The 24677-nt window shown below is 58.9% G+C and carries 26 protein-coding genes and 1 pseudogene; 19 read left to right on the top strand and 8 right to left on the bottom strand.

Going from position 1 to position 24677, the window contains the following annotated elements; translation table 11 throughout:
• The first annotated feature begins 524 nt into the window (after positions 1-524).
• From Q0T48_RS14000 to Q0T48_RS13955, 10 genes are all read left to right on the top strand, one after another.
• Positions 525-1169, top strand: coding sequence for a DsbA family oxidoreductase (locus Q0T48_RS14000; protein WP_295957237.1), 645 nt, complete (start codon positions 525-527; stop codon positions 1167-1169).
• Positions 1170-1384: 215 nt separating this feature from the next.
• Positions 1385-2269: a polysaccharide deacetylase gene (locus Q0T48_RS13995; protein ID WP_295957236.1), complete on the top strand. Its 885-nt coding sequence runs from the start codon at positions 1385-1387 to the stop codon at positions 2267-2269.
• Between the two features lie 31 nt (positions 2270-2300).
• Positions 2301-2606, top strand: coding sequence for a hypothetical protein (locus tag Q0T48_RS13990; RefSeq protein ID WP_295957235.1), 306 nt, complete (start codon positions 2301-2303; stop codon positions 2604-2606).
• Entirely contained in the window at positions 2603-3646 is a 1044-nt protein-coding gene (locus Q0T48_RS13985) for a GTP-binding protein (protein ID WP_295957234.1), read from the top strand. Before Q0T48_RS13990 ends, Q0T48_RS13985 begins: the two co-directional genes overlap by 4 nt.
• Before the next feature lie 161 nt (positions 3647-3807).
• The gene (locus tag Q0T48_RS13980) at positions 3808-4875 is read left to right on the top strand and encodes an ABC transporter ATP-binding protein (RefSeq protein ID WP_295957233.1); all 1068 of its coding nucleotides are present in this window, start codon (positions 3808-3810) and stop codon (positions 4873-4875) included.
• A 55-nt stretch (positions 4876-4930) separates the two neighbouring features.
• Entirely contained in the window at positions 4931-6214 is a 1284-nt protein-coding gene (locus Q0T48_RS13975; RefSeq protein ID WP_295957232.1) for an extracellular solute-binding protein, read from the top strand.
• A 242-nt stretch (positions 6215-6456) separates the two neighbouring features.
• Positions 6457-7368 carry an ABC transporter permease gene (locus tag Q0T48_RS13970; protein WP_295957231.1) on the top strand — a complete coding sequence of 304 codons (912 nt, stop codon included), beginning with the start codon at positions 6457-6459 and terminating at the stop codon, positions 7366-7368.
• 1 nt (position 7369) lies between these two features.
• Positions 7370-8242, top strand: a complete 873-nt coding sequence (locus Q0T48_RS13965) for an ABC transporter permease (RefSeq protein ID WP_295957230.1) — start codon at positions 7370-7372, stop codon at positions 8240-8242.
• Complete coding sequence (locus tag Q0T48_RS13960) at positions 8242-8955, top strand: GntR family transcriptional regulator (RefSeq protein ID WP_295957229.1); 714 nt, start codon at positions 8242-8244, stop codon at positions 8953-8955. Before Q0T48_RS13965 ends, Q0T48_RS13960 begins: the two co-directional genes overlap by 1 nt.
• Positions 8956-8959: 4 nt before the next feature.
• Complete coding sequence (locus tag Q0T48_RS13955; RefSeq protein WP_295957228.1) at positions 8960-9691, top strand: aspartate/glutamate racemase family protein; 732 nt, start codon at positions 8960-8962, stop codon at positions 9689-9691.
• A gap of 56 nt (positions 9692-9747) precedes the next feature.
• Here Q0T48_RS13955 and Q0T48_RS13950 read toward each other — a convergent pair whose 3' ends face one another.
• Positions 9748-10782: a LacI family DNA-binding transcriptional regulator gene (locus Q0T48_RS13950; protein WP_295957227.1), complete on the bottom strand. Its 1035-nt coding sequence runs from the start codon at positions 10780-10782 to the stop codon at positions 9748-9750.
• A gap of 150 nt (positions 10783-10932) precedes the next feature.
• On the opposite strand from Q0T48_RS13950, the gene Q0T48_RS13945 reads away from it, so the two are divergent.
• The 8 genes from Q0T48_RS13945 (at position 10933) to Q0T48_RS13910 (ending at position 20232) form a co-directional block, all read left to right on the top strand.
• Positions 10933-12225: a porin gene (locus tag Q0T48_RS13945; RefSeq protein WP_295957226.1), complete on the top strand. Its 1293-nt coding sequence runs from the start codon at positions 10933-10935 to the stop codon at positions 12223-12225.
• Between the two features lie 26 nt (positions 12226-12251).
• The gene (locus Q0T48_RS13940; protein ID WP_295957225.1) at positions 12252-13547 is read left to right on the top strand and encodes an ABC transporter substrate-binding protein; all 1296 of its coding nucleotides are present in this window, start codon (positions 12252-12254) and stop codon (positions 13545-13547) included.
• A gap of 11 nt (positions 13548-13558) precedes the next feature.
• Complete coding sequence (locus Q0T48_RS13935) at positions 13559-14407, top strand: sugar ABC transporter permease (protein ID WP_295957224.1); 849 nt, start codon at positions 13559-13561, stop codon at positions 14405-14407.
• Positions 14404-15249: a carbohydrate ABC transporter permease gene (locus Q0T48_RS13930; RefSeq protein ID WP_295957223.1), complete on the top strand. Its 846-nt coding sequence runs from the start codon at positions 14404-14406 to the stop codon at positions 15247-15249. The genes Q0T48_RS13935 and Q0T48_RS13930 overlap by 4 nt, the downstream gene beginning before the upstream one ends.
• A 77-nt stretch (positions 15250-15326) precedes the next feature.
• Complete coding sequence (locus Q0T48_RS13925; protein WP_295957222.1) at positions 15327-16358, top strand: ABC transporter ATP-binding protein; 1032 nt, start codon at positions 15327-15329, stop codon at positions 16356-16358.
• A 27-nt stretch (positions 16359-16385) separates the two neighbouring features.
• Complete coding sequence (locus Q0T48_RS13920) at positions 16386-17720, top strand: trehalase family glycosidase (protein WP_295957221.1); 1335 nt, start codon at positions 16386-16388, stop codon at positions 17718-17720.
• Positions 17717-18955, top strand: a complete 1239-nt coding sequence (locus Q0T48_RS13915) for an AGE family epimerase/isomerase (protein WP_295957220.1) — start codon at positions 17717-17719, stop codon at positions 18953-18955. The genes Q0T48_RS13920 and Q0T48_RS13915 overlap by 4 nt, the downstream gene beginning before the upstream one ends.
• A complete protein-coding gene (locus Q0T48_RS13910) occupies positions 18952-20232 on the top strand; it encodes a glycerate kinase (RefSeq protein ID WP_295957219.1) in 1281 nt (426 codons plus the stop codon). The genes Q0T48_RS13915 and Q0T48_RS13910 overlap by 4 nt, the downstream gene beginning before the upstream one ends.
• 138 nt (positions 20233-20370) lie before the next feature.
• On the opposite strand, the gene Q0T48_RS13905 is transcribed toward Q0T48_RS13910, so the two are convergent.
• From Q0T48_RS13905 to Q0T48_RS13880, 6 genes and pseudogenes are all read right to left on the bottom strand, one after another.
• Positions 20371-20706, bottom strand: a complete 336-nt coding sequence (locus Q0T48_RS13905) for a hypothetical protein (RefSeq protein ID WP_295957218.1) — start codon at positions 20704-20706, stop codon at positions 20371-20373.
• A gap of 10 nt (positions 20707-20716) precedes the next feature.
• Complete coding sequence (locus Q0T48_RS13900; RefSeq protein WP_295957217.1) at positions 20717-20941, bottom strand: AraC family transcriptional regulator ligand-binding domain-containing protein; 225 nt, start codon at positions 20939-20941, stop codon at positions 20717-20719.
• Positions 20935-21171 carry an AraC family transcriptional regulator ligand-binding domain-containing protein gene (locus Q0T48_RS13895; protein WP_295957216.1) on the bottom strand — a complete coding sequence of 79 codons (237 nt, stop codon included), beginning with the start codon at positions 21169-21171 and terminating at the stop codon, positions 20935-20937. The genes Q0T48_RS13900 and Q0T48_RS13895 overlap by 7 nt, the downstream gene beginning before the upstream one ends.
• A gap of 12 nt (positions 21172-21183) precedes the next feature.
• Positions 21184-21342 carry a hypothetical protein gene (locus tag Q0T48_RS13890; RefSeq protein ID WP_295957215.1) on the bottom strand — a complete coding sequence of 53 codons (159 nt, stop codon included), beginning with the start codon at positions 21340-21342 and terminating at the stop codon, positions 21184-21186.
• 9 nt (positions 21343-21351) lie between these two features.
• A pseudogene (locus Q0T48_RS13885) lies at positions 21352-22170 on the bottom strand (SDR family NAD(P)-dependent oxidoreductase).
• Positions 22171-22368: 198 nt separating this feature from the next.
• On the bottom strand, positions 22369-23328 hold the full coding sequence (locus Q0T48_RS13880; protein WP_295957214.1) for a recombination-associated protein RdgC: 960 nt from the start codon (positions 23326-23328) through the stop codon (positions 22369-22371).
• 321 nt (positions 23329-23649) lie between these two features.
• Here Q0T48_RS13880 and Q0T48_RS13875 point away from each other — a divergent pair, with 321 nt between their 5' ends.
• A complete protein-coding gene (locus Q0T48_RS13875; RefSeq protein ID WP_295957213.1) occupies positions 23650-24135 on the top strand; it encodes a Spy/CpxP family protein refolding chaperone in 486 nt (161 codons plus the stop codon).
• Between the two features lie 26 nt (positions 24136-24161).
• Here Q0T48_RS13875 and Q0T48_RS13870 read toward each other — a convergent pair whose 3' ends face one another.
• Entirely contained in the window at positions 24162-24530 is a 369-nt protein-coding gene (locus Q0T48_RS13870; RefSeq protein WP_295957212.1) for a glutaredoxin, read from the bottom strand.
• Positions 24531-24677: the final 147 nt, after the last annotated feature.

Raw genomic sequence — 24677 nt, 5'->3', positions numbered from 1 at the left:
TCGCTTTATATGCGGTTTGTGGAGCACTTTCGGACAAAAAGAACTGTAGTAATTTAGTTACTTAGCTGAACTAAGTATTTGTACTAATTTGTTGTTTTATATCAACAATTTACAAAAAAAAGCTCTTAACCCCAAATCAAGGGCGTGCAAAAGTATGTACCAACAGGTGCACAAAGCCGTACGAGATGGAATGGCGGCCGCGACTTTCCTGTTTTGCAAAGAAAGGGGCCTGAAAACTACATTGGGTAAGCTAAAAATCCACTGAATCCCAACGGACTTTGTGTTTGGCTATTCTTCTAATGGTTCTATTAATACATAGTAGTAGTAGTAAGCACACGGCTCTTCTGTGGGTAAGCCTGTTTTATCCTTTTTAATCAACAGCTTATCCCGTGTTGCCAGGTGTGCGTGACCCTGCTTTTCTGGTGTCACGCCAAAATGAACAACTTTTAAGTTATCGCGTTGCCTGTGGATAACTGCCTGGTTATGCCAGCTCTATCCACAGCTTTTCAAGACAAGGAAAAAATATGGCTACTTCACTCAAAATTGATTTCGTCTCGGATGTGTCCTGCCCCTGGTGTGTGGTGGGTTTGAAGTCGCTAGAGCAGGCGCTGGCGCGTGTGGGTGACAGCATTACGGCCGAATTGCACTTCCAGCCGTTTGAACTCAACCCCCAGATGGCCCCTGAAGGCGAAGACACCACCGAGCACTTGGCGCGCAAATACGGCTCCACCCCAGCGCAGGCGGCCGCCAACAAAGAAAACATCCGGGCCCGTGGGGCCGAGTTGGGCTTTACGTTCAACCTGGGCCAGCGCAACCGCATCTACAACACCTTCGATGCACACCGATTGCTGCACTGGGCCGAGCTTGAAGGCCACCAGCACGCTTTGAAGCAGGCGTTATTCGATGCGTACTTCACCCTGGGCCAAAACCCCAGCGACCATACCTTGCTGGTGCAGGTGGCCGAACAAGTGGGGCTGGACCCAGTGCGGGCACAGGCCATTCTGGAATCTAATGAATTTGCCGATGCCGTGCGTGAACGCGAGCAGTTCTACACCAGCCAAGGTATCCACTCGGTACCCGCCATCATCATCAATGACCGGCACCTGATCTCCGGCGGTCAGCCGCCCGAGGTGTTTGAGCAGGCATTGCGGCAAATCGCGGCAGCTTGACCCGCACATTTGCACCAAACCTGAGCCGAATCCACGCGCGGCTTAATTTTGCGCACATTACAGGTGCATTTTTGTACGCAATTTAACAAGGCTTAGCGTCTTGCCTGGCACAGGCTATGCTTAGTAGCCTGTATGGCGGCATTCTCTGTCGGCCCGTTTTTCGTCCGGCCCCTGCTGGGGCCGTTGTTTCAGGCAAACGCAAGGAGATAAGCGCAATGGCAAAAGACATTTTGTGTGGTTTTGGTGTGGATGTAGACGCGGTAGCGGGCTGGTTGGGCTCTTACGGCGGGGAGGATTCACCCGATGACATTTCACGCGGGCTGTTTGCGGGCGAAGTGGGTTCACCCCGGCTGCTGAAGCTTTTTGAGCGCATGGATATCAAGACCACCTGGTTTATTCCAGGCCATTCGATCGAGACTTTTCCGGCGCAAATGCAGGCGGTGGCCGATGCCGGGCACGAGATCGGTATCCACGGCTATTCCCACGAAAACCCAATTGCCATGACCCCCGCGCAGGAAGAAGTCGTGCTGGACAAATGCATAGACCTGGTGGAAAAGCTGTCTGGCCGCCGCCCCACGGGCTATGTGGCGCCCTGGTGGGAGTTTTCCAAAGTGACCAACGAGTTGCTGGTCAAGAAGGGCATCAAATACGACCATTCGCTGATGCACAACGACTTCCACCCCTACTACGTGCGGGTAGGTGACAGTTGGACCCCGATTGACTATGGCAAAAAGCCGTATGAATGGATGGTGCCGCTGCAGCGCGGGGTCGAGACCGACCTGATCGAGATCCCGGCCAACTGGTACCTGGATGATTTGCCGCCCATGATGTTCATCAAAAAATCGCCCAACAGCCATGGCTTTGTGAACCCGCGCGACATCGAGCAAATGTGGCGCGACCAGTTTGACTGGGTCTACCGCGAATGCGACTACGCCGTGTTCCCCATCACCATCCACCCCGATGTGGCGGGTCGGCCGCAGGTGTTGTTGATGCTGGAGCGGCTGTTTGCGTACATCAAGTCGCATCCCGGCGTGCGTTTTGTCACCATGGACACCATGGCCGACGACTTTGCGGCGCGCTTCCCCCGCAGCAAAGCCTGATGCTGGCGAGGTAAGGCGAGGCCAAAGCGATATGTGCGGCATCTGTGGGTCTTTGGGCGGTGAAGAGCATTGGAGCAGTGGCACGGGCCGCATCCATACCGCTTCTGCACCCACCCGGCGCGCTGAACGGGCCCAGCGCATCAAGGTCATTAACCAAGTGTTGCGCCCCACCCGGGTGACCGTCAGCGACTGGCAAGGGCGCTTCTTTCTGGTGCTGGGCCCCACAGGAAAGCAGCAGGTGGTGGACAGCCTGCCGCACATTTGGCAAGCCGTGCAGGAGATGACCGGGCGCGGCATCGACCCCTTGGTCCTGCCGGTACCGGGTGCTGTCGGGTGACAAGCGCGATCCCGGTCAACGTCCTCACCGGCTTTTTGGGCTCGGGCAAAACCAGCTTGCTCAACCGCTTGCTGCGCGACCCCTTGTTCAGCCAGTGTGCGGTGCTGATCAATGAGTTTGGCGCCATCGGCATCGACCACCATCTGGTGGATCGCATCGACGGCGACATGGTGCTGCTGGCATCCGGCTGCATTTGCTGCACCATCCGGGGCGACCTGGCCAGTGCCCTGCGCGGCCTGTTTGAGCGGCGTGAAAGCGGTCTGGTGCCCCCGTTCATTCGCGTGGTGATCGAAACCACGGGCTTGGCCGATCCGGTACCGGTGGTCGCCACCATCCTGTATGACCGGGTTTTGCAACACCACTTTCGCATGGGCAATGTGGTCACCACTGTGGATGCGCTCAACGGCAGCCGCAATCTGGCGCAGTACCCGGAATGCCTGAAACAGGCCGCCGTGGCCGATAGGCTGGTATTGACCAAGCTGGACCTAGCCGCCCCGGAGGCGGTGGACGCACTGGTGCAGCAGCTGCACGCCGTCAACCCCACCGCGGACACCGTCAGAGCCGACAATGTGGACCTGAGCGCGGCCCAGCTGCTGGGAGACAATGTGTTTGACAGTGCCATCCAGAGCCAGGAAGTCGGTCGCTGGCTGCAGTTTGCACACCAGCGCCAGTACCTGGCCATAGGAAATGCAGGGCGAACGCCGTCTCAAGACCTGGCCGAACCCGTTATGCACCCGCGGGGCATCCAGTCGTTTGTGTTGAGCCTGCCCGAGGCCATCAACTGGACGGTCTTTGGCGTGTGGCTGTCGCTGTTACTCCATGCCCACGGCGACAAAGTCCTGCGGGTTAAAGGCCTGCTGAATGTGGAAGGCGCGGACACGCCGGTGGTCTTGCACGGGGTGCAGAAAATGGTGTATCCGCCCACCCATCTGGACCGCTGGCCCGACGACGACCGGCAGTCGCGCCTGGTTTTTATCGTCCACGGGCTGGAGCCCTCGGCCATCGAGGCATCGCTGCTGGCGTATCTGGCGCAGTTCTAGAGAACACGGTGTTGCCCGGGGTAGAAACAAGCCAGCACAGGGCCGCCACGCACCAAAATAAACCGGCTTTGGGGTCGCCTTACAGCGCCGGTGCCATTTTGTATACGGAAATCAGCCAAATTGCCAACAAAGCTGGCACGATCTATGCATAAGGCAGCGGCATGTCCGCAAATACCCCCTACCCCGCACCTTCGGCCATCGAAATCATCGCGCTGACCAAGCGCTATGGATCGGCCAAGCCCGCTGTCGACAGCATCAACCTGCGTATTGCCAGCGGTAGCTACTGCTGTTTGCTGGGGCCGTCCGGCTGCGGCAAAAGCACTACGCTGCGCATGGTGGCCGGACACGAGTCCGTCAGCAGCGGCGACATCTTGCTGGAAAACCGCAACATCACCGATCTGCCCGCCGCCGCGCGTGGCACGGCCATGATGTTCCAGAGCTTTGCACTGTTCCCGCACCTGAGCGCGCTGGACAATGTGGCCTTCAGCTTAAAAATGAAGGGCATGGACAAGGCCGAGCGCCATGCCAAGGCCAAAGACCTGCTGGACCGCGTGGCCATGGGCCACCTGGCCGAACGCACGCCCAGCGAGCTGTCCGGTGGCCAGCAACAGCGCGTGGCCCTGGCCCGCGCCTTGATCACCCAGCCCAAAGTGTTGCTGCTGGACGAACCCCTGTCGGCCCTCGACCCCTTCTTGCGGATCCAAATGCGTGCCGAGTTGCGCCGCTGGCAAAAGGAGCTGGGCCTGACGTTCATCCACGTCACCCATTCGCAAGAAGAAGCCATGGCCCTGGCCGACACCATGGTGGTGATGAACCACGGGCTGATCGAGCAAGTGGGCAGCCCACATGAGATCTATAACCGTCCGGCCAGCGAATTTGTGGCGCGCTTCATGGGCGGACACAACGTGCTGGACACGCCGCGCGGCAAGATCGGTGTGCGCACCGACCACATGCAGATCATCCCCGCCGAAGCCGCCCTGCACGACGGCCCCAACAATATCCGCGCTGTGATCAGCGATGTGGAGTACCAGGGCACCTACGTGCTGCTGGGCCTGCAAAAACCCGGCGTGGCGCAAACCGCCAGCTCCACCGCCGAGTTCTCGGTGATGGTGTCCGAAGCCCAGTTTGCCGCCCGCCCCTACCGCGTTGCCGAGCCCGTGCAACTGGCCTGGGCTGCCGATGCCGCCCACCCGTTGGGCGAGCGTATTCCCGTTCTCACCGCTGCCTGACGGTTTCAGGCGCTCCCTTTTTCCTTTTCAACCGCTGTCCTTAGGAGTTTTGACCATGTCCGACGTACTTCCAGAAACGACCAATGCCCTGAAGGCCACCATGCAGCGCCGCTCGCTGCTCAAAGGCACGGCAGGCATTTTGGCCACCGGCATCTTCCCCGCCGTGCACTCTGCCGAACCCATCGTTTTGCGCTACCTGGGCACCGCGGTGAACCAGGACAAAGCCATTGCCGAAAAATTCAAGGCCGACACCGGCATCACCATCCAGTACGTGGCCGTGACCACCGACGACGTGACCAAACGCGCCGTGACTGCACCCAATAGCTTCGACCTGATCGACACCGAATACTTCTCGCTGAAGAAGATCGTGCCCACCGGCAACCTCAAGGGCATCGACGTCAAGCGCATCAAAAACGCTGACAAGATCACCACCCTGTTCACCACCGGCATGGTCAACGGCAAGGTCGTGGGCGACCAGGGCACGGCTCCCAAGAAGGTGATCTATCTGGAGGGCGAAAAGTCCAAGGTGTTCTCCAAGACCCCGACGCAGTTTATGTCGCTGATCCCTACCGTGTACAACGCCGACACGCTGGGCATCCGCCCGGATCTGATCAAGCGCCCTATCACCTCCTGGGCCGAACTGCTGAACCCCGAATTCAAGGGCAAGGCCGCGATTTTGAACATCCCCTCCATCGGCATCATGGACGCGGCGATGGTGGTCGAAGCCATGGGCATCTACAAATACCCGGACAAAGGCAACATGACCAAGAAGGAAATTGACCTGACCATCAAGACCCTGATCGAAGCCAAAAAGCAAGGCCAGTTCCGTGCGCTGTGGAAGGATTTCAACGAGTCCGTCAATCTGATGTCGTCCGGCGAAGTGGTGATCCAGTCGATGTGGTCGCCTGCCGTCACCGCCGTGCGTACCAAGGGCATCGCCTGCACCTTCCAGCCGCTGAAGGAAGGGTACCGCGCCTGGGCTGCCGGTTTCGGCCTGCCCGCCACCTTGAAGGGCAAGACCCTGGACGGCGCTTACGAGTTCATCAACTGGTTCCTCGACGGCTGGGCCGGTGCCTACCTGAACCGCCAGGGCTACTACAGCGCCGTGCTGGACACCGCCAAGTCCAAGATGGAAGCCTACGAGTGGGCCTACTGGATGGAAGGCAAGCCTGCCACCCAGGACATCAAGAGCCCGAACGGCGACGTGCTGGCCAAGACCGGCGCGATCCGCGATGGCGGCAGCTACGAAGCCCGCATGGGTGGCATCGCCTGCTGGAACGCGCTGATGGACGAGAACAACTACATGGTGCAAAAGTGGAATGAATTTGTCGCAGCCTGAAGGCCGTAGACAAATTCGACCCCCAGGCTGTGCTGCGCTGCGCCCACCCCCTGTGAGGGGGCACAACCAGCGGCCCGGCAAAGCCGGTTCCGCGGTTGTTTGCGAAGGGGCATCGCTGCGCTTGCCTTAGGAAAACCGGGGTATTTATTCGCCCCGGTAAGATTTATAAGAAATTGGCCTCTAGCATATGTTCCACCTACGCCATTAGCTATGATTTTGATAGTTAACGCGGACCACCATCCATGAGCACACCTAGCGCCCCACTTCCTTCACCGACCCCCGCGCCTGGCCGCAGCCTGTCCGCCTGGTGGCAGGCCACGCCGCTGACGGCGGTGTTTGCGGTATTCTTTCTGGTGCCGCTGGCGCTGATCCTCATGGTCAGCTTTTGGGACTTCAACGAATACGAGTTGCTGCCCGGCTTTACCTTCAAAAACTACATCTCGATTTTTGACGGCTGTGGCAACACCAGCGAGATGTGCGTCACCCTGAAGACGTATTTGTCCACCTTCAAATTTTGCTTCATGGTCTGGCTCATCACCCTGGTGCTGGGCTTTGCGGTGTCGTACTTTCTGGCTTTCCACATCCAGTCCTCGGGCACGCAGACGCTGCTGTTTGTGCTGTGCACCATTCCGTTCTGGACCTCCAACGTGATCCGCATGATCTCCTGGGTGCCGCTGCTGGGACGCAACGGCTTGGTGAACCAAGGGCTGGTGGGGGCCGGGCTGGTCGACCAGCCGATCGAGTGGCTGCTGTTTTCGGACTTTTCGGTCACGCTGGCCTTTGTGCACCTCTACACCATGTTCATGATCGTGCCCATCTTCAACAGCATGATGCGCATCGACCGCAACCTGCTGGAGGCCGCCAACGACAGCGGTGCCAGCGGCTGGCAAACCCTGTGGAATGTGATCGTGCCGCTGTCGCGCACCGGCATCATCATCGGCTCCATCTTCGTCATCACCATTGTGATGGGCGACTTCGTCACCGTAGGCGTGATGGGCGGCCAGCAGATCGCCTCCATCGGCAAGATCATCCAGGTGCAAACCTCGTACCTGCAATTTCCCCTGGCCGCCGCCAATGCGGTGATCCTGCTGGCCATCGTGTTGATGATCATCTGGGCGCTGACCCGGCTGGTCGATATCCGTAAGGAGCTATGAGATGAAACGCGCACCCGGTTTTGTGCCTTTGGCCTTTGTTTTCGCCTTTTTCGTGCTGTTCATGTACGGCCCGATGTTCGTCATCTTCATCCTCAGCTTCCAGGGCCCCGAAGGGGGTTTGACCTTTCCGCTGCGCGGCCTGTCGCTGCACTGGTTTGCCAAGCTGGCCGAAGGCCTGGGCGTGGTGGACATTGGCGCGGCTCTGCGCCGCTCGCTGGGCCTGGGCCTGGCGGTGATGGCCTGCACGGTGGTGTTCTCGGTGCTGGCCGGCCTGGCCTTCCGCAAAAAATTGGCCGGCGGCAATACGCTGTTTTTCATCGTGATTGCCAGCCTGATCATGCCGTCCATCATCGTCTCGTTAGGGATCGGGCTGGAGTTCCGCCTGCTCGACGGCGGCATCAAGCACGCGCTGGAATTTTTGGGCATGCAGGACACGCTGGACAATTACGGCACCGCCCTGGGCCTGTTCACCTCGGCGCTGGGCGCGCACCTCACCTGGACCCTGCCCTTCGGCCTGCTGATCATGTTTGCCATCTTCAACCGCTTTAACCCGGCCTACGAGGAGGCCGCCCGCGACCTGGGTGCCACGCCGTGGCAGAGCTTCAAGCACGTGGTGCTGCCGCTGATTGCGCCTTCGGTGGTCGGCATCGGCATGTTCGGCTTCACCCTGAGCTGGGACGAAATTGCCCGCACCTCGCAGGCGATTGGCGATGTCAACACCTTGCCGCTGGAGCTGCAAGGCCTGACCACCACCGTCACCACGCCGTCGATCTACGCCATCGGCACCGTCACCACCGTGGTGTCGCTCATCGTGATGGGCATCACCTTGCTGCTGGTAAAGTTCTTGGGACGCAAACAAAAAGGCCGTTCATAGTGTCCACAGCCCCCGTTCCCACGCTCAGCGACAGTGAAATTTACGAGCGCATCGTCTCCGCCATCCTGGACCACCGGCTCCAGCCCGGCACCAAGCTGGTGGAAGACAAACTCGGCACCGCCTTCGGCGTGTCGCGCACCCGCATCCGGCCGGTGCTGGTGCGGCTGGCCAACGAGCAGATCGTGACCCTTACCCCCAACCGCGGGGCCTGCGTGGCCCAGCCCACCGAGCAGGAAGCCCGTGAAGTCTTTGAAGCCCGCCGCCTGGTCGAGCCGCCGCTGCTGGAGCGCTTCATGGCCATCGCCACCCCGGCCGACATCGCCGTGCTGGCCCATTTCATTGCCGAAGAAGAGGCCGCCCGGGCCAAGGGCGATATGCGCCACGCCATCCGCATGTCGGGCGACTTTCACCTGACGATTGCCGAGCGCGCCGGGCAGCAAACCCTGGGCCGTATCCTGCGCGAACTGGTGTCGCGCACCTCGCTGATTTTGATGACCTGGGGCCCGGTCAGCGTGGCCGACCCGAACAGCTGGGCCGGTGGCTGCGGCTGCCGCGAACACCGCTCGGTGCTGGATGCCATCCGCCTGCGCGACGTGGAAGCCGCCACCCGTTTGATGCGCGAACACCTGGCGCACCTGGAGGCGCAGGTGCATTTTGGTGCGGTCGCCACCACCTCCCCCGACCTGATCGAGTTGTTTGGAAAGGCCGCTTGACCCCATGCGCCACCTGCTGGTCATCAACCCCAATACCAGCGACAGCGTCACCGCGCTGCTGCGCACCCACATCCTGCAGGCCAGCGGCCCGGATGTGGCGGTGCACATGGTGACTGCACGTTTCGGTGCCCGCTATATCTCCTCTGAGGCCAGCTACGCCATTGCCGCACACGCCACGCTGGATGCCTGGGCGGCGTGGCGGGCGGACGGCGGCCCGACCCCCGACGCGGTGCTGATCGGCTGTTTTGGCGACCCGGGTTTGCTGGCCTTGCGCGAATGCAGCGCCGCCCCGATTACCGGCCTGGCCGAGGCCGCATTTTTCGAGGCCGCACAGCATGGCCGCTTTGCCGTGGTTACCGGCGGTGTGGCCTGGAAGCCGATGCTGCAGCGCCTGGCCCACAGCCTGGGCTATGGCGAGCAACTGGTCCACATCCACACGGTCGAAGCCACCGGTGCCGAACTGGCGGCCGACCCGGTCGCCGCCCGCGCCCTGCTGGCCACCGCCTGCCGCACGGTGGCCGAGCAGCACGGTGTGCAAGCCGTGATTCTGGGCGGTGCCGGTCTGGCGGGTATGGCCGCCCAGATCCAAAGCGAAGTCAGCGTGCCGGTCATCGACAGCGTGCTGGCCGGTGCCCGCCAGGCACAGATGTGGGTTGATGGCATGCCCACCGATACCGGCTTGCCCGGTGCGTGGGTCGGCCTGTCACCCGCGCTGATGGCGCTGTCAGGGCGCTGAACCGGATTGCTATTATTTATATAGCTACTAGCGCAGGTAGTACATACGCTAGAGCCTTATTTTTGTACGTTGTTTCGTGGCCCATCGGATGCCCTGGGAACCAAGGTTACGCGTTCCAAATAGCCGCTCGCTACCTGAGTGTTACCGTTCAAAAGCCGGAGCAAGGCATCGCCGACATGTCGACCATTTTCAAATACTCGGTGTTCGATCGTAGTCAAAGGGGGGTCGCAAAATGGCGATATGGGCGAGTTGCTATAGCCAATGATGGAGATATCGCGCCCCACCACCAACCCGCTTTCTCGGCACGCTGCCATAGCCCCAAAGGCCATGCTGTCCACTGCGCACACGATGGAGGTTGGCCGATTAGGGTGGTTGAGCAACTGCATCGTAAGGTTGTAGCCACTTTGGACTGTTAATTGCCCTTCCTTGATAAGTAAAGGGTCCACTTCAACCCCAGCAGCCTGTAACGTGCGGCTATAGCCCAACGCACGCAGGTGTGCAAAATAGTATTCTGATGGCCCGTTCAGCAAAGCGATGCGCCGGTGCCCAAAACCTAGCTGGCGGTTGACGGCCATAGCAAATGCGCCTTCGTTGTCAGTATCGATCCAGGTATACGGCTCGGTACTTTCGGTGCGCCCGTAGGTCACAAAAGGGATATCTGCTTCCTGCGCCAGTTTGACGCGCGGGTCATTGGTGTGGGTTCGAACAAACAGTAATGCATCTGCCCAGCGGCCTTCGATGAAGTTGCGGTACAGCGCCATTTCACTCTCCATGCCCCGGCTCCCCGCGCTGGTGGCAAACAGGTAGTAGCCAGAACCATCCAGTGCGGCTGATACACCAGCGAGCAGGCCCGAGTACATCCAGTCAATGAACTCGTCGCCCGCCTCCAGCATCGGCAATGTGACACCGATGGCCCGGGTCGTGCCTGACACCAGCCGCCGCGCTCCCGGATTGGGCCGGTAGTTCATCTCCTTGGCCATGGCTACCACGCGCTGGCGTGTATCGGCGGCAACGTCGTCATAGCCATTCAGCGCCCGCGAGACGGTAGATACCGACAAATTTAGGGCCTTGGCGAGTAGAACGATGGACATGAATGTGGTGGGTGGCTGAAGAATAAAAACCTTTTTGGATTTTACGCAGTGCCTGGGCAAGGGACTGTTGAGGTGAACAGACTGCTTCCGGCTGGTATGAGGGGCGCTATCCCCGGGTTTTTACGGGGATGACAAAAATAAGCAAAAAAGGTGCAATACACCTCATTCCAAAAACGTTTTTGTAAACACGTTAAAAATCCAACAGGAGACCAGAAAATGCACTTTTTCAACAAACTAAAAATTCAATCCGCCTTTGGCGTAGCACTCGCAGCAGCCTCGGCGCTTGCCCAGGCCCAGTTCAAATTGGAGTACGCGGGAAATACGCTACAGATCGGTGGGCGTTTGAATGTGTCGTACGACCACACCAGCGTGTCCGGCTACACGCCTGGCGGGGCCAACGACCCTGGTTTGGCTGGCTCCGTAGACCGCGTCTTCGGTGCTAATGCATCCCGTATTAATTTCACTTTCAGTCGCCTGTTGCCCAACGGCATTACGGGTGAGGTGTTTATTGATTCCAGCCTGAACCCTACAGCCGGATCTGGCAACCTGGCAGGCAGGGAAAACTGGCTTGGCGCTACGGGAGCGTTTGGCCGACTGCGGGCTGGACGCATCGATACGCCGGTGAAGCAAATGGGTTCTTACACCGATGTCTTCTATGCCACGGGGATTGCCGATGACGGTGAAATTCAGATGATGGGTGGGGAAGACAAACTAATCGGTTTCACCCGGCGCCAGCAAAAGTCGTTGCGATACGACAGTCCCAATATGTCCGGTTTTGGTGTGGCCGTACAACTTGGCTTACCGAACGCAGACGGCTCGGTAGGGAGTGATGCCCCTGCCAACTCAGCGCGCAAGGGGCGGGTCATTTCTACTGCGCTAACCTACGCAAAGGGACCGTTTTCTGCAGGCTTGGGTTATGAGCTTCACCAGAATGTGCGTTATTCAGGCACAACAGGGCTAGGAGACAGCGCCATCCGTCTGGGCGCCAAATACGTGTTTGAAGGAATTGGTGACATCGGTGCTGGCGCCAATGTCTTCCGCTATGAAGCGGCCGGAGGGAGTACGGTGACGCGACCATTTGCAACCATCACGGGCAACGTCTATGTAGGCTCTGGAAAAGTAGTGATGCGCTATGGCCACGCAGGCAATGTGGGAGGCAGCGCACCGAACGGCACCGTGGTCTGCGGAACACCCAACGCTTCCGCAACTTTCAACTCCTGCAGTGGCACGCTGGCCCTGGTCAAGGGACCCGATAGCGGTGCCCGCCAACTGGTTCTGGGTTACGACTACGCCGTTGACAAACAGTTTTCGGTCTACGGCTTCATGACCCAACTGCGTAACGGAGCCAACGCCAACTACAACTTCGGCACCAATGGCTATGGCGTTCTCAAGCCAGGCAATGATCTGCGAGGCATCAGTGTTGGTGCCATCTACATTTTTTAATCCAACACAACCATACGGCGACAGCTATGAAAAAATTTAGCAACTACGTCATCGCCTGCGCATGGGCGGTCAGTCTTCTTTGCGGTACGGTGGCCAAGCCTACCTGGGCCGCAGAGGTCAATTTTGTATCCACGCAACTCAGGCCAGTAGATGAGGCCGACAAGGTACGCAACGTCATTCTCAAGGGCATGTCCGATACCGTGAAGTTCACGCCAGAGGACGACGGGCCGTTCCTGACTCGCTTGCTTGCCGAAGTGGCGGCCGGCAAAGGGCAGGTTGGCGTGGCGGGGGCTCTTGATAGTAGCCTGGCAACGCTGAATGACAAAGGCGCACTTTCCGATCTGGATGCGTTGTATGCCAGTCTGGCCAAAACCCGCAGCTTCAACAGTGCATTCACCAGCGTTGGCACCTTCGGCGGCGAGCGCCAACGGATGGTTCCCTGGATGTACAGCAGCTACATCATGATGGCCAACAAAAAAGCTTTGCCCTACCTGCCAAAGGGTGCTGATATCAACGCCTTGACATACGACCAGCTCAAGCAATGGGCGAAAGCCATCAAGGATGCAACGGGTGAGGCCAAGCTGGGTTTCCCCGCAGGCCCCAAGGGTTTGATGCACCGCTTCTTCCAGGGCTATCTATACCCCAGCTACACGGGGGGTATGGCACGCACTTTCCGCTCGGTTGATGCGCAAAAGATGTGGGCGGACTTTAGGGATCTGTGGCAATACACCAATGCAAGGTCAACCGCCTACGGCTTCATGGAAGAACCTATGGCCAGCGGCGAAGTGTGGATTGCCTTTGACCATGCAGCGCGGCTACTGCCTGCTTTGAAGGAAAAACCCGGTGATTTTGTGGCTTTTCCCGCACCCGCTGGACCACGTGGACGTGGCTATATGTTGGTGTTGGCGGGCCTGTCGATCCCCAAGTCTGCGCCCGACAAGGAGGCTGCTGGCCGGCTCATTGACCACCTGACGAGATCCACCACTCAGGCTATCACCCTGGCAGAAACCGGCTTTTATCCGGTGGTGAAAACCACAGAAGTGAAACTTGGTGAAGGTATTGCGATGGTTGCTAATGCGCTGGAGCAACAATCCGGCGCCAAGGACGCTAGGGCCGCCACGGTGCCTGTGGGCTTGGGTGCGAAGGGAGGTGAATTCAACAAGATTTACCTGGACGCTTTCCAGCGCATCGTGCTGCGCCGCGAAGACATTGCGGGTGTCTTGAAGGCCCAGGGTGAAGCGATGAAGGCGTTGCTGGACGAAGTGAAAATTCCTTGCTGGGCACCTGACAAGACACAGGGCACGCATTGCTCGGTGGACTGAATGGCAATGCTATGAACCGTTCATTCACCCCCTATGCGCTGATTTTGCCCAGCGCACTATTTCTCGTGCTGGTGCTGGTATGGCCGCTGGCAGAAACCGTGCTGATTGCTCTGCGCGGTGACGATGGCGGCTGGACACTGTCGTTCCTGACCAAAATGGCTACCGATGCGAATTTTTCGCTCTCCATGCGCAACACGCTAAGCTTAGTCGCGGTGGTAGTGCCTTTGCAAATCAGCCTCTCTCTGGGGCTCGGCTACATGCTGGGCAAGCTGCCTTTTGGTCGCCAAGGATTTTTGTATGCCTGGGCCTTGCCACTGGGTATCTCTGACCTAGCCGCCGGCCTGGTGTGGCTAGCCATCCTTACACAACGCGGCTTTTTACCGAGTTTTTTGAATGGAATAGGCCTCACCACTGGCCCTTTGGATATGCTGTCCTACCTGTCGCCCACGACCTTGTTTATTGCCATTGTGGTGGCCGAAGTCTGGCGCGCCACACCTATCGTGCTGATCATCATTGTGTCGGGCCTGCAGGTGATTCCCAAAGAGTATGACGAGGCAGCCCGCGTCTTCGGCGCGACAGCATGGCAGCGTTTCTGGCACGTTACGCTGCCGTTGATAAAACCCAGTTTGCAGACCGCGTTGATCTTGCGCACGGTGATGGCTTTTGAAGTTTTCGCCGTGGTCTTTGCACTTGCAGGGCGCGACTACTCGGTCCTGGTGGGCGAGGCCTACCAGTGGCAAAACGCCTACCAGAACAGCCATGTGGCCGCAGCTTATGCGATGGTGATTCTGGGTCTATCGATCGCTGCCACGTTGGTGTTTATGAAAACCTTGAACGTACGCCGGGAGACCCTGTCATGAGCACCGCATCATTGCCGACCAAACCCGTGCTGGTGCCAGGCGGACGGGCCTCATGGCTTACGCTGGGTGCAGTTCTGTTTACAGCACTGTGGCTGCTGCCTGTGGTATTGATCGCGCTGTCGGCACTGTCTACCAAGGCGCAAATCCTGTCATGGCCCAAAAGCTTTTTTGCCACGGATGCTTACACACTGGATACCTTGAAGTATTTCATTGGGTTTGCAGGTGTGTGGCCCGCGTTGCTTAACAGCGTCAAAGTCGCCAGCCTTACTATGGTGATGGCCACCTTGCTGGGTGCACCTGCTGGCTATGCGCTGGCGCGCTACTTGTTTCGCGGTGACCAGCTCTACCGTTTGATCATCGTGATGACACGGGCATTCCCCTTGGCGATCTTGGCTTTACCGCTGATCACCCGCTTTATTGAATGGGGCATTTACGACACTGTGTTTGGTGTGGCGGTGGTACACACCGCATTGGCTCTGCCTTTTGCGATCTTGGTGACATCCAGCCTGTTCATGGGGATTCCACGTGAACTGGAGGAAGCGGCCTTAACCCTGGGATGCTCTTCGCTAGGGGCATTCGCCCGCATCGTTGTACCTTTAGCGCTACCAGGGATTGTGGCCACGATGATCTTCTCGTTCGTGATTTCGTGGAATGAGGTTTTTGCGGCCACGCTGCTGACCTTGCATGAACGCACGCTCACAGCGTTCCTGTTCACCACCTTGGAGGAAGCACCGCTGCATTTCCGGTTTGCCGGTGCTTTTTTGATGATCGTGCCGCCGATCGTGTTTATCTTTTTGGTGCGCAAGTACCTCTTCAGCATGTGGGGCATCAGCAACCGATAAGGCTTGCCGCATCGCAACAGGCCGGTGACCCGCAGGCCTAGTCCCAACGTACAACGCTATTTCCAAGGACAGAGCTTATGTCTCGCATTTCCATCAATGCCGTGAAAAAAGATTTCATGAGCACACACATCCTCAAATCCGTTTCGCTCGATGTACGCGACCAGGAATTTTGCGTTTTGCTTGGCCCCTCGGGCTGCGGCAAGACAACGCTGCTGCGCATCCTGGCAGGGCTGGAAACCGAATCGGCCGGGGAGCTCATGATCGGCGATCGCCGCGTCAATGGTTTGTCGCCAGGCAAGCGCAAGATTGCCATGGTGTTTCAAAACTACGCGGTATTCCCGCACATGACCATCGGCCAGAACATCGGTTTCGGGTTGAAAATGGCAAAAGAATCGGCAGCCAACATTGATGTACAGGTTCAGCGGGCCGCCAAGCTGATGCACATTGAACACCTGCTTGGCCGCTATGCCGGCCAGCTATCTGGTGGCCAGCGCCAGCGCGTAGCGGTAGCCCGTGCCCTGGCCATGTCGCCCGACGTACTGCTTATGGATGAACCATTGTCTAACCTGGATGCCCTGCTGCGTCTGGAGATGCGCACCGAGTTGAAGGCACTGCTGCAAGAAACCAAGACCACGACCATCTACGTCACCCATGACCAGGTCGAAGCCATGAGTCTGGCCGACCGCATCGCCGTTATGCATGCCGGAGAAATCGTGCAGTTTGCCTCGCCTATGGAGGTATATGAATACCCCAAAACGGCTTTCGTCGGCAGCTTTATCGGCAACCCGCCAATGAACTTCATGCCAGTCGATGTAGCTGTATCGCTCTCATCCACCGCGGCCCCCGCCCAGGCAGTGCGCGCAGGTATTCGACCTGAATACTTCATACCTGGTCAAAGCCAAGTCAGCGTGAAGGTCCGCGTGGTGGAGGCACTGGGTGAAAAACAACAAATCAATGGCGAGCTGGGTGGCGAAAAAATACGCCTGTCCCTGCCCAACCACCACCGCATCTGCGCAGGCGACTTGTTGCCCGTTTCCGTCGCGCCAGAACATGTGCGTTGGTATGACGCTCAGGACCAGTTACTTGCAACACCTGCAACGCACCACTAGCACCCAGAACCTGTATTGACCCACACCATGAACACGCCAATTTCCGCTTCCAATCCTGCGCGTACTTCAGAAGAAGCATCGCTGGCCGCGCAATACCAACAGATCCTGCGCAACAATGACCGTGGTGGTTACACCGTGCCGTCTGCGCGCCTCTATCCGTTCCAGTGGAACTGGGACGCCGCTATCAACGCCGTAGGCTGGCAAACTTTTGACGAGCCACGCGCCTGGCAGGAAGTCGAATTACTGCTGTCAGGCCAATGGGACAATGGCCTGGTACCCAGCATTGTCTTCCACAAGCCCGCAGACTCCTACTTCCCCGGTCCCAAGGAATGGGGTGGCAGCCACTTGTCGCCCCCCACAACCAGCATCTCCCAGCCACCGTTGCTGGCCACCATGGTGCGCAAAATGTACGAGCGTAGTCGCACTGGGGAGGCCGACCAACATATCCGCACCATCGTGCCCCAACTCATGGCGTGGCACCGATGGTGGTACCGCGACCGCGACCCCGAAAACACAGGCCTGGTGGTCAGCTACCACCCCTGGGAAACCGGTAGCGACAACTCTCCCGCCTGGGATGCGGCATTGGCTGCGGTACCCGCCGCTACCCGCGCCTACCAGCGCCGTGACACCGGTGTCGTCGATGCCAGCATGCGGCCGCACAAGGCAGAGTACGACCGTTTTGTGTACTTGCTGGACTTCTTCCGCGAATGCAAATTCGATGCCCGAAAGATCTACGATGAATGTCCGCTGCGTATTGTTGACTTTGCATTGAATGCCATTTTGCTGCGCGCCAATGTGGATCTGGCACACCTGTGTGACGTGCTGGGCTTGGCAGATGAAGCGCAAGAACTGCGTGGCTGGCATGCACGTGGTTGCATCGCCATCGACCGTTTGTGGTCAACGCCCCTGGGGCGGCACGTCAGCCTGGACACGCGCAGTGGTCAGCGTCTGGAGCAGAAAACACATGCGGCATTTTTGGCCTGGTATGGCCAGGTATTTACCGGAGATGCCGATACCCAAAAATCAGCCATTTTGCTGCAGCACCTGGATGCGCATGTAGATGCCAGCCTTTTCAGCCTGACATCGACCCACCCGAGTGAGCCAGGCTGGGACCCCCGGCGCTATTGGCGTGGTGCGGTTTGGCCGCATATCAATTGGCTGGTGGCTGAGGGACTGGCCGAATGCGGCCATGCAGCGCAGGCTCAACGTCTGCGCACAGATTGCTTGCGGCTGATCCAGCAATCGGGACCATTCGAGTACTTTTGCCCGAATACCGGTGAGGGCTTGGGTGGCCCTGATTTCTCCTGGACCGCCGCTATTGCGCTCATCTTGTTCGAAACCCAGAAAACCCAGCAACCATGACCACACACCCTGATTTCCGATCGCCGGATTTTCTGCGTTCCCATGTACTGGATGTCATGTCGTTTTATGGTCCACAGTCTGTTGACCCCAGCGGTGGCATGTACCACTTCTATCTGGACGATGGCACGGTCTACGACCGTACCACGCGCCATCTTGTCAGTGCCACACGCTTTGTCATCACCTGCGCCACGGCTTTTGAACTCGGTGGCAAACCGGAGTACAAGGAACGGGCCGCACACGCCTTGCAATTTTTGGAGAATGCATTCAGAGATGCCGAATCTCCAGGCTTCCACTGGACCCTCCGTTGGGACCATGGGCAAGCCGCGCCGCTCGACCGAACCCGCCACATGTACGGTCTGGCCTTTGTCATGTTGGCGGCGGCGCGTGCCCAACGCATAGGGATCGGGGGCGCGGCAGAGTTGCTGCAGTCCACTTACGCACTGGCAGAGCAGCAGTTTTTCGATGCGCATGCCGGGCTATACGCAGACGACGCCTCGCCAGCCGGGGTGCTGTCCGGCTACCGCGGCCAGAACGCCAATATGCATACCTGCGAAGCGCTCATTGCCGCCTTTGAAACTACCCGTGAACCACACTATCTGGCACGGGCCGAATTGCTGGCGCACAACATCACCGTCCGGCAGGCTGCGCTGGCTGACGGCGGTGTTTGGGAACATTACCGGGCAGACTGGTCACCCGATTGGGACTACAACCGGGAAGACCGCTCCAACATCTTTCGCCCCTGGGGATACCAGCCGGGCCATTTCACCGAGTGGAGCAAGCTACTATGCCAATTGGATGTTCATATGCCCCGTCCATGGCACATCCCCAAAGCACGCGAACTGTTTGACCGCGCCATGCACACCGCCTGGGATGGCGTGCATGGCGGCATCCATTACGGCTTTGCTCCAGATGGTGCCATTTGCGACCCCGCTAAATACCATTGGGTACAAGCCGAATCCATAGCCGCCGCCGCCCTCCTGGCGCTACGCACTGGAGACCCGATGTACTGGACTTGGTACGAGCGCATCTGGGATTACTGCTGGCAACATTTTGTGGACCACCAACAGGGTGCGTGGTTTCGCATCTTGACGGGTGAGAACTTCAACCTTACGCGCGAGAAGAGTCCTGCGGGCAAGGTCGATTACCACAACATGGGCGCTTGCTACGATGTTTGGCGAGCGCTAATCGGCCTAAACGACTTGGTCACAACTCCCTCCAAACAGCAAAGTCTATGACTTCACCTGTACAGATACCGTCCCAAATTGAATTGCAGCTTCAGTTGTACCAAGCCGCACTGGCTGCTGCCAATCCATTGAAAGTCGTTCCTGCATATTTACCTAGCGCGCCATCGGGCCGCATCGTGGTGGTGGGCCTTGGCAAGGCCGCCGCCGCCATGGCGCATGCGGTTGAACTGCACTACCCGAAGCCGCTTGAAGGCGTAGTGGTAGTGCCCACAGGCGCATCTTTGCCGCTAAACCACATCCGGTGCATCGAAGGCAGCCACCCGGTACCCGATGCAAGCAGCATACAGGCCGCAGAGCAACTACTTCAAGCGATCTCGGGTTTAACCAAAGATGATCTGGTGATCGCCTTGGTTTCAGGGGGAGGATCGGCTTTGTGCTGTTTGCCGACGGCAGGCCTGTTATTGCAAGAAAAGCAGCGTATCACGCGTGCATTACTGCTTAAAGGTGCACCAATCCGTGAGATCAACACCGTACGACGGCACCTCTCGGCCATCAAGGGCGGACGGTTGGCGGCACAGGCTTATCCCGCAAAGGTAGTGTCACTGGTCATCTCCGACATTCCGGGGGACGATCCAGCCCTGGTCGCCTCTGGCCCCACGTTGGCAGACTCCAGCACCTGCCACGATGCATTGGCCTTGCTGGTGCATTACGGCATCGAAATACCGACCGAACTCCGTAGCGCCCTGGAGGCTGCCGACTGGGAATCCATCAAACCTGAAGACCCACGACTGTCAGGCCATACCTGTCATCTGGTCAGTTGTGCCTGGGATGGACTCGCTGCGGCTAGCTTATTGGCGACGCAGCACAAGGTGCCCTGTCACGTGCTATCTGATGCCATGGAGGGCGAAGCCCGCGAACTGGCCTTAGCCCACGCCGCTATTGCGCTGAGCGTAGCGGAGCGTGGCCACCCTTTCAAACCACCCTGCCTGATTTTGTCTGGCGGCGAAGCCACCGTGACCGTCACAGGCAAGGGTCGCGGTGGTCGCAATACCGAATTTGCCCTGGCATTGGCAATCGCACTCGATGGTCACCCAAGAATCCACGCGCTTTCAGCGGGCACAGACGGCCTTGACGGCAATGCTGGAGCTGCTGGCGCATGGGTAGCACCTGACAGTTTGGCCCGCGCAAGAAGACGCGGCCTGGATCCACACAGCGCCCTATGCGACAACGACAGTGGCAGCTTTTTTGCTGCGATTGAAGGCCTGGTTTTAACTGGCCCCACTTTCACCAACATCAACGACTTTCGCGCAATCTATGTCGAAGCTTAAAAATGAGGGAATTCTCGAGTCACCATCGTAAATAATGCTGTTAGCAAATGTAGTGCTTGCTCCAAAGTCCTATTTCTCCTTGGAATTTAAAACTGTTCCATCAGGGGTTATGCACCGCCATGCGCCACTATGTGGGTGTCATCCACTGCCACTTGTGGAAGGCGCGCTGAAAAGAATTGACCTCTTCAAAGCCGAGATAGAAGGCAATTTCTCCGGGGTCCATCGGGGTGTGGGCCAACAGCTTTGGGCTACGTCCAGGCGGACCTCGTCGAGGATGGGTTGGTAGCTGGTGTGCATCTCCGTCAGGCGGCGTTGCAGGGTGCGCGGGCTCAGGCACAGGTGGCGGGCAGTGGCCTCGATACTGGGGCGTTCGCCGTGCATCATCTGGGCCAGCACCGACTTGACCTGCTGGTCCAAGGCCTGGGGTGCGGCGGCATCCAACTGCTGGTCCAAACCCGGCAGCAGGGCCGCCACAAGATCAGGATTACCCGTGGCAAAGGGTGTTGTCCAGCGTAGCCCGGGGGTACACCAGCACGTCTTGCACCGCACCCATGCGGACCTCGCAGCCAAAGTACCGGGCATAGTGCTGGGCGTCGGCAGACGTGTCGCCCGGCGGGTGGCTCAACTCTAGCCACAGCGGCGCTAGCGCTTGGCCGGTGCCGCTGTGCAGGAGCAATTGGATGGCGACAAAGGCAGCGTCCGTCAACACCAGGGTGCCTGGCCCTGTGCGCGTAGCCAATGAAAGGAAATAGTCATCTGGTTGCCGGTTTGCACCATGCAGATGTCTTCCGGGCACGACAGGCGTTTATAGCGCGCCAGCCGTTGCAAGGCCTCGCCAAAGTTGGCCGAGTGCAAGGCGGCGAAAGAGGCCGGGTCGAACTGGTCGGGCCGGGCATGGCCACCGATGCGCAGGCCCACCAAGGCATCGCTCGCCAGCATTTCGATGGCGCTTCACAGCGCGAAGTGTTGGCGGGTGGTCAGCGCCATCCGGGCTTGCTGGCGCACGCTGTGCGGGATATGGACCAGGCGCAAAACCTGGTCTACGTTCAACCCCAGGTAGGCCACCCGGGCCAAGCCGATGCAGGGGAGCGGGATTCTGTCAGCCACCATGGCCATGTGTTACGCGGGGGTGTCCAGCACCACTTCAAGCGGGCGGGTATTGGAGCCAAACATCCATTTGGCGAACGCGATTTCCAGCTTCGACAAGGGTTGCAGGGTGCTGCGGGTTTGAATGCTTTGGAAGGCGCGTTGTGACAGTATTTTCTTGAAGAAAGCATACAGCTTGGCATCACCGCCAAAGACGATGTGCAGCGGGCCCCGGGATATCGTTGCAGTGGTAAAAACCGCGTTGGCGATGTTGCTGGGCGCGGTGGCGTGGGTCAGCGCAGTCTGGGCGGAGTTGAAGGTATCGAAATATTTTTGATAGAACCGCATGGCCGGGTGGTGGGCATCCGAGGCGCTGTCGAGCTTGGTAAATATCTTTGTGGCATGCAGGCCGGGGTAGATGGTCTTGACCTCGATGTTGTAGGGGGCCAGCTCGATGTCCTGGCTTTCCGTCATACCGCGCACCGCCCATTTGCTGCTGCCTTAGGCAGCAATAAACGGGTATTTGAACTGCGCGCTGGCGGATGCGATGTTGATGAAGCGGCCCTGGTTGTTGGCGCGAAAGTGCGGTGTGAAGGCCTTGGTCACCGCAAATACGCCAAACACATTGGTGGCGTACTGCTACTGGATTTGTTCCATGCTGGTGGTCTCGGTGGGCCCCATCAGGCAGTAACCGGCATAGTTGACCACCACGTCAATGCTGCCGAACTGGCGGACGGCCTCCTTGGCCACGGCTTGCACCTGGGCAAAATCGGTCACATCCAAGGCAAACAGCGTGACGCTGGGCAGGTCCTTGAACAGACCGGGGGGTGCGCCCAAGTCTCTGACAGTCACGGCCACCCTTCAGCCTGCCTGGGCAAATCGCTCCACAGTGGCTTTGCCAAAGCTAGAATTGGTGCCGGTGATAAAAATCGTCTTGGGAGTCGTGGTGTCCTTTTGCTAACCCGGGTCGGTGTGTGAAAAAGGCCATCAATGCTATATAAATAATAGCTACTCGTGCTTATTCGACCGGCGGATAAGACATTATCACGCTTAAAAAGGCGATTCGGCTAGGTTCACCGGCTGCAGCGGTGCAGCATCCGGCTTGGTGCCAGCCTCGCCCAACGCCATTTCGCCACCCAAGGCGATCAGCAGGTCGGGGATCATCTGGCGCATTTCGCCGGTGGCGATGGCCGCATCGGCATCGAAGCCGTCTTCTTTTTCCTGCGAAGTACCGTCGAACACGCCGTCCAGGAAGGTCACCTTTTTGACCTGCAGGCTCTCGGTGAGCACAAAGGACACTCGGCCCTCCCAGGTCATAGCCAGCTTGGTGGGCAGCTTGCCGTCGGCCACGTGCTGGCGCACCTCGTCGATGTCCAGCGCGTGGCGGGCGTACTTGACGACCGATTTGGATTCGTCGGCGGCCTTGAGTTCGCACTCGCGGTCGATGCTGAAACCGGCGGGCGGCTCCTGCGTGGTCAGCCAGTTGGCCATTGCGGTGGCGGGCGACAGGCTGGTGTTGATTTGCAGCACGGCAAAGCCGTCAATCGCCTTGACCAGCGCAGTGATCACCTCGTCGGCGCGGCCCTGGCTACCGGCATCCACCACCAGCACCAGGGCGGCGGGGTCGATCCACACCAGCACTGCGCCGCGCTTGGTAAAGGCCATGGGTAGCAGCGACAGTTTCACGTCTTCGCTGATCTCTTTGCGCTCTTTTTTGCCAGGTTTGCGGCCGGTGGTGGCCTCGATTTGGGCCAGGCGCTCTTCTAGCTTGCGTTTGATCACCGAACTGGGCACGGCCTTGCTTTCAAACATCAGCTTCAAAATCAGCTGGCCACCCACCGACTCCAGCAGCGGGCCATTCGCCGCGCCACGCGGCTCGGTCCAGCCGACCGACATTTCCTGGCTTGCGCCACATTCCACAAAACGGTCTTTGTCCAGCGCAGTTTCAATCGCCAGCAGGTCAGCGGCCCAGCCAGGGCCAATGCGGTACACCATCACATTTTTAAACACGGGAATTCTTTCTGCGTTGATTCACAAGAGCCCGTGATTGTCGCCGTTACAGGGGCGAGGTTCTTTTCATGCCTGAGGCCAATAGGCAGAATGCACGTCCTTTAGAAACACCGCAGAACTGGCTTTGCCAAGCTGCTGGTGTTGCCCCCTGCAAGGGGGTTGGCGCTGCTACACGCAGTGGGCAAGCCTGGGGGTGTGCATCTTTACAAAGGCCTATTCCGGGGCAATGGCGGCTTTACATAAGGAATCCACACTCGTCTCTAACCTGTCGCCAATCCCGGCAGCAGGCGAAAGTCCTTATTATTTTTCAGGAGTTCGCACATGCCATCCCCCCGTACACCTTTCAAAAGTCTTGTTTTAGCCGGTCTGTTGGCCTCCCTGGGCGGCATGGCTTTTGCCGCCGCCACTGAACCGCCACCACCGCCAGCCGGCATGGCCCAGCACGATCCGGCCAAAATGCAAGAGCACATGCTCAAGCGCCAGGCGGCGTTGAAGGCGCAGCTGAAAATTACAGCCGCCCAAGAGGGCGCGTGGACCAGCTTCACCACCAGCATGCAGCCGCCCGCCAAAGGCCCACGGCCCGACAAGGCCGACTTTGAGAAGCTGACCACGCCCGAACGCATCGACAAAATGCGCGCCATGCGGACCGAGCGCGATGCTGAAATGGACAAACGCGCCGATGCCACCAAGGTCTTCTACGCCGCGCTCAGCCCCGAGCAGCAAAAAGTGTTTGACGCGCACGCCATGCCCCACATGCGCGGTGGCCCTGGCGGCGGTCCCGATGGCCGCCCTCCGCACAAGGGCTGATTTTTATAGCCTTCAGGACGTAACCGTCAGCGGGCCAAGAGCTTGGCCAGCTCGCCGGTCTGGATGAGCTTTTCCAGATCGGTGAACCCGCCCACCAGTGTGCCCCGCACAAACACCATGGGCAAGGTGGGCCAGCCGGTCCACATCTTCAGAGCGCCGCGCTCACGCCACATGCCCAGGTAGCTGCCGTACTCCAGGTAATGGTGCGGCACCTGCGCCGCATCCAGCGCTTTGCGGGCCTTACGCGGAAACGGATTGGCCCGCATCCCCACCACCACCACCATATGGGCCGCCACTGCCGCCTGTACCTCTTGCACGATGCTGCGCTGCGATGTGGTGACCTTATCGCGGATTGCTGGGTGGATGTGGGCTTCTTCCAGGATCGAACGGGGCATCAGGCCACCTCCAGATAAAAAACGCAGCATAGCGCAGCCCAGGAATGGCCGCGCCCGGCAAAGCCTGTGGATAGTTTTTGCATAAGCCACCAGTTATCCACAGCTTGCGACAGATTCCCAAAGTTGTTCATTTGGACGGTACACCCC

It is taken from the genome of Rhodoferax sp. (assembly GCF_025354435.1).
GTDB lineage: Bacteria > Pseudomonadota > Gammaproteobacteria > Burkholderiales > Burkholderiaceae_C > Rhodoferax_B.
Note: the sequence above shows the minus strand (reverse complement) of the source record. Positions and strands in the feature narration are given on the sequence as shown.

Excerpts from the sequence above, each read along its gene's own strand:
- Q0T48_RS14000 (WP_295957237.1), top strand. The coding sequence starts at position 525 with ATGGCTACTTCACTCAAAATTGATTTCGTCTCGGATGTGTCCTGCCCC.
- Q0T48_RS13995 (WP_295957236.1), top strand. The coding sequence starts at position 1,385 with ATGGCAAAAGACATTTTGTGTGGTTTTGGTGTGGATGTAGACGCGGTA.
- Q0T48_RS13990 (WP_295957235.1), top strand. The coding sequence starts at position 2,301 with ATGTGCGGCATCTGTGGGTCTTTGGGCGGTGAAGAGCATTGGAGCAGT.
- Q0T48_RS13980 (WP_295957233.1), top strand. The coding sequence starts at position 3,808 with ATGTCCGCAAATACCCCCTACCCCGCACCTTCGGCCATCGAAATCATC.
- Q0T48_RS13975 (WP_295957232.1), top strand. The coding sequence starts at position 4,931 with ATGTCCGACGTACTTCCAGAAACGACCAATGCCCTGAAGGCCACCATG.
- Q0T48_RS13970 (WP_295957231.1), top strand. The coding sequence starts at position 6,457 with ATGAGCACACCTAGCGCCCCACTTCCTTCACCGACCCCCGCGCCTGGC.
- Q0T48_RS13965 (WP_295957230.1), top strand. The coding sequence starts at position 7,370 with ATGAAACGCGCACCCGGTTTTGTGCCTTTGGCCTTTGTTTTCGCCTTT.
- Q0T48_RS13955 (WP_295957228.1), top strand. The coding sequence starts at position 8,960 with ATGCGCCACCTGCTGGTCATCAACCCCAATACCAGCGACAGCGTCACC.
- Q0T48_RS13950 (WP_295957227.1), bottom strand. The coding sequence starts at position 10,782 with ATGTCCATCGTTCTACTCGCCAAGGCCCTAAATTTGTCGGTATCTACC.
- Q0T48_RS13940 (WP_295957225.1), top strand. The coding sequence starts at position 12,252 with ATGAAAAAATTTAGCAACTACGTCATCGCCTGCGCATGGGCGGTCAGT.
- Q0T48_RS13935 (WP_295957224.1), top strand. The coding sequence starts at position 13,559 with ATGAACCGTTCATTCACCCCCTATGCGCTGATTTTGCCCAGCGCACTA.
- Q0T48_RS13930 (WP_295957223.1), top strand. The coding sequence starts at position 14,404 with ATGAGCACCGCATCATTGCCGACCAAACCCGTGCTGGTGCCAGGCGGA.
- Q0T48_RS13925 (WP_295957222.1), top strand. The coding sequence starts at position 15,327 with ATGTCTCGCATTTCCATCAATGCCGTGAAAAAAGATTTCATGAGCACA.
- Q0T48_RS13920 (WP_295957221.1), top strand. The coding sequence starts at position 16,386 with ATGAACACGCCAATTTCCGCTTCCAATCCTGCGCGTACTTCAGAAGAA.
- Q0T48_RS13915 (WP_295957220.1), top strand. The coding sequence starts at position 17,717 with ATGACCACACACCCTGATTTCCGATCGCCGGATTTTCTGCGTTCCCAT.
- Q0T48_RS13910 (WP_295957219.1), top strand. The coding sequence starts at position 18,952 with ATGACTTCACCTGTACAGATACCGTCCCAAATTGAATTGCAGCTTCAG.
- Q0T48_RS13895 (WP_295957216.1), bottom strand. The coding sequence starts at position 21,171 with ATGCTGGCGAGCGATGCCTTGGTGGGCCTGCGCATCGGTGGCCATGCC.
- Q0T48_RS13890 (WP_295957215.1), bottom strand. The coding sequence starts at position 21,342 with ATGGTGGCTGACAGAATCCCGCTCCCCTGCATCGGCTTGGCCCGGGTG.
- Q0T48_RS13875 (WP_295957213.1), top strand. The coding sequence starts at position 23,650 with ATGCCATCCCCCCGTACACCTTTCAAAAGTCTTGTTTTAGCCGGTCTG.
- Q0T48_RS13870 (WP_295957212.1), bottom strand. The coding sequence starts at position 24,530 with ATGCCCCGTTCGATCCTGGAAGAAGCCCACATCCACCCAGCAATCCGC.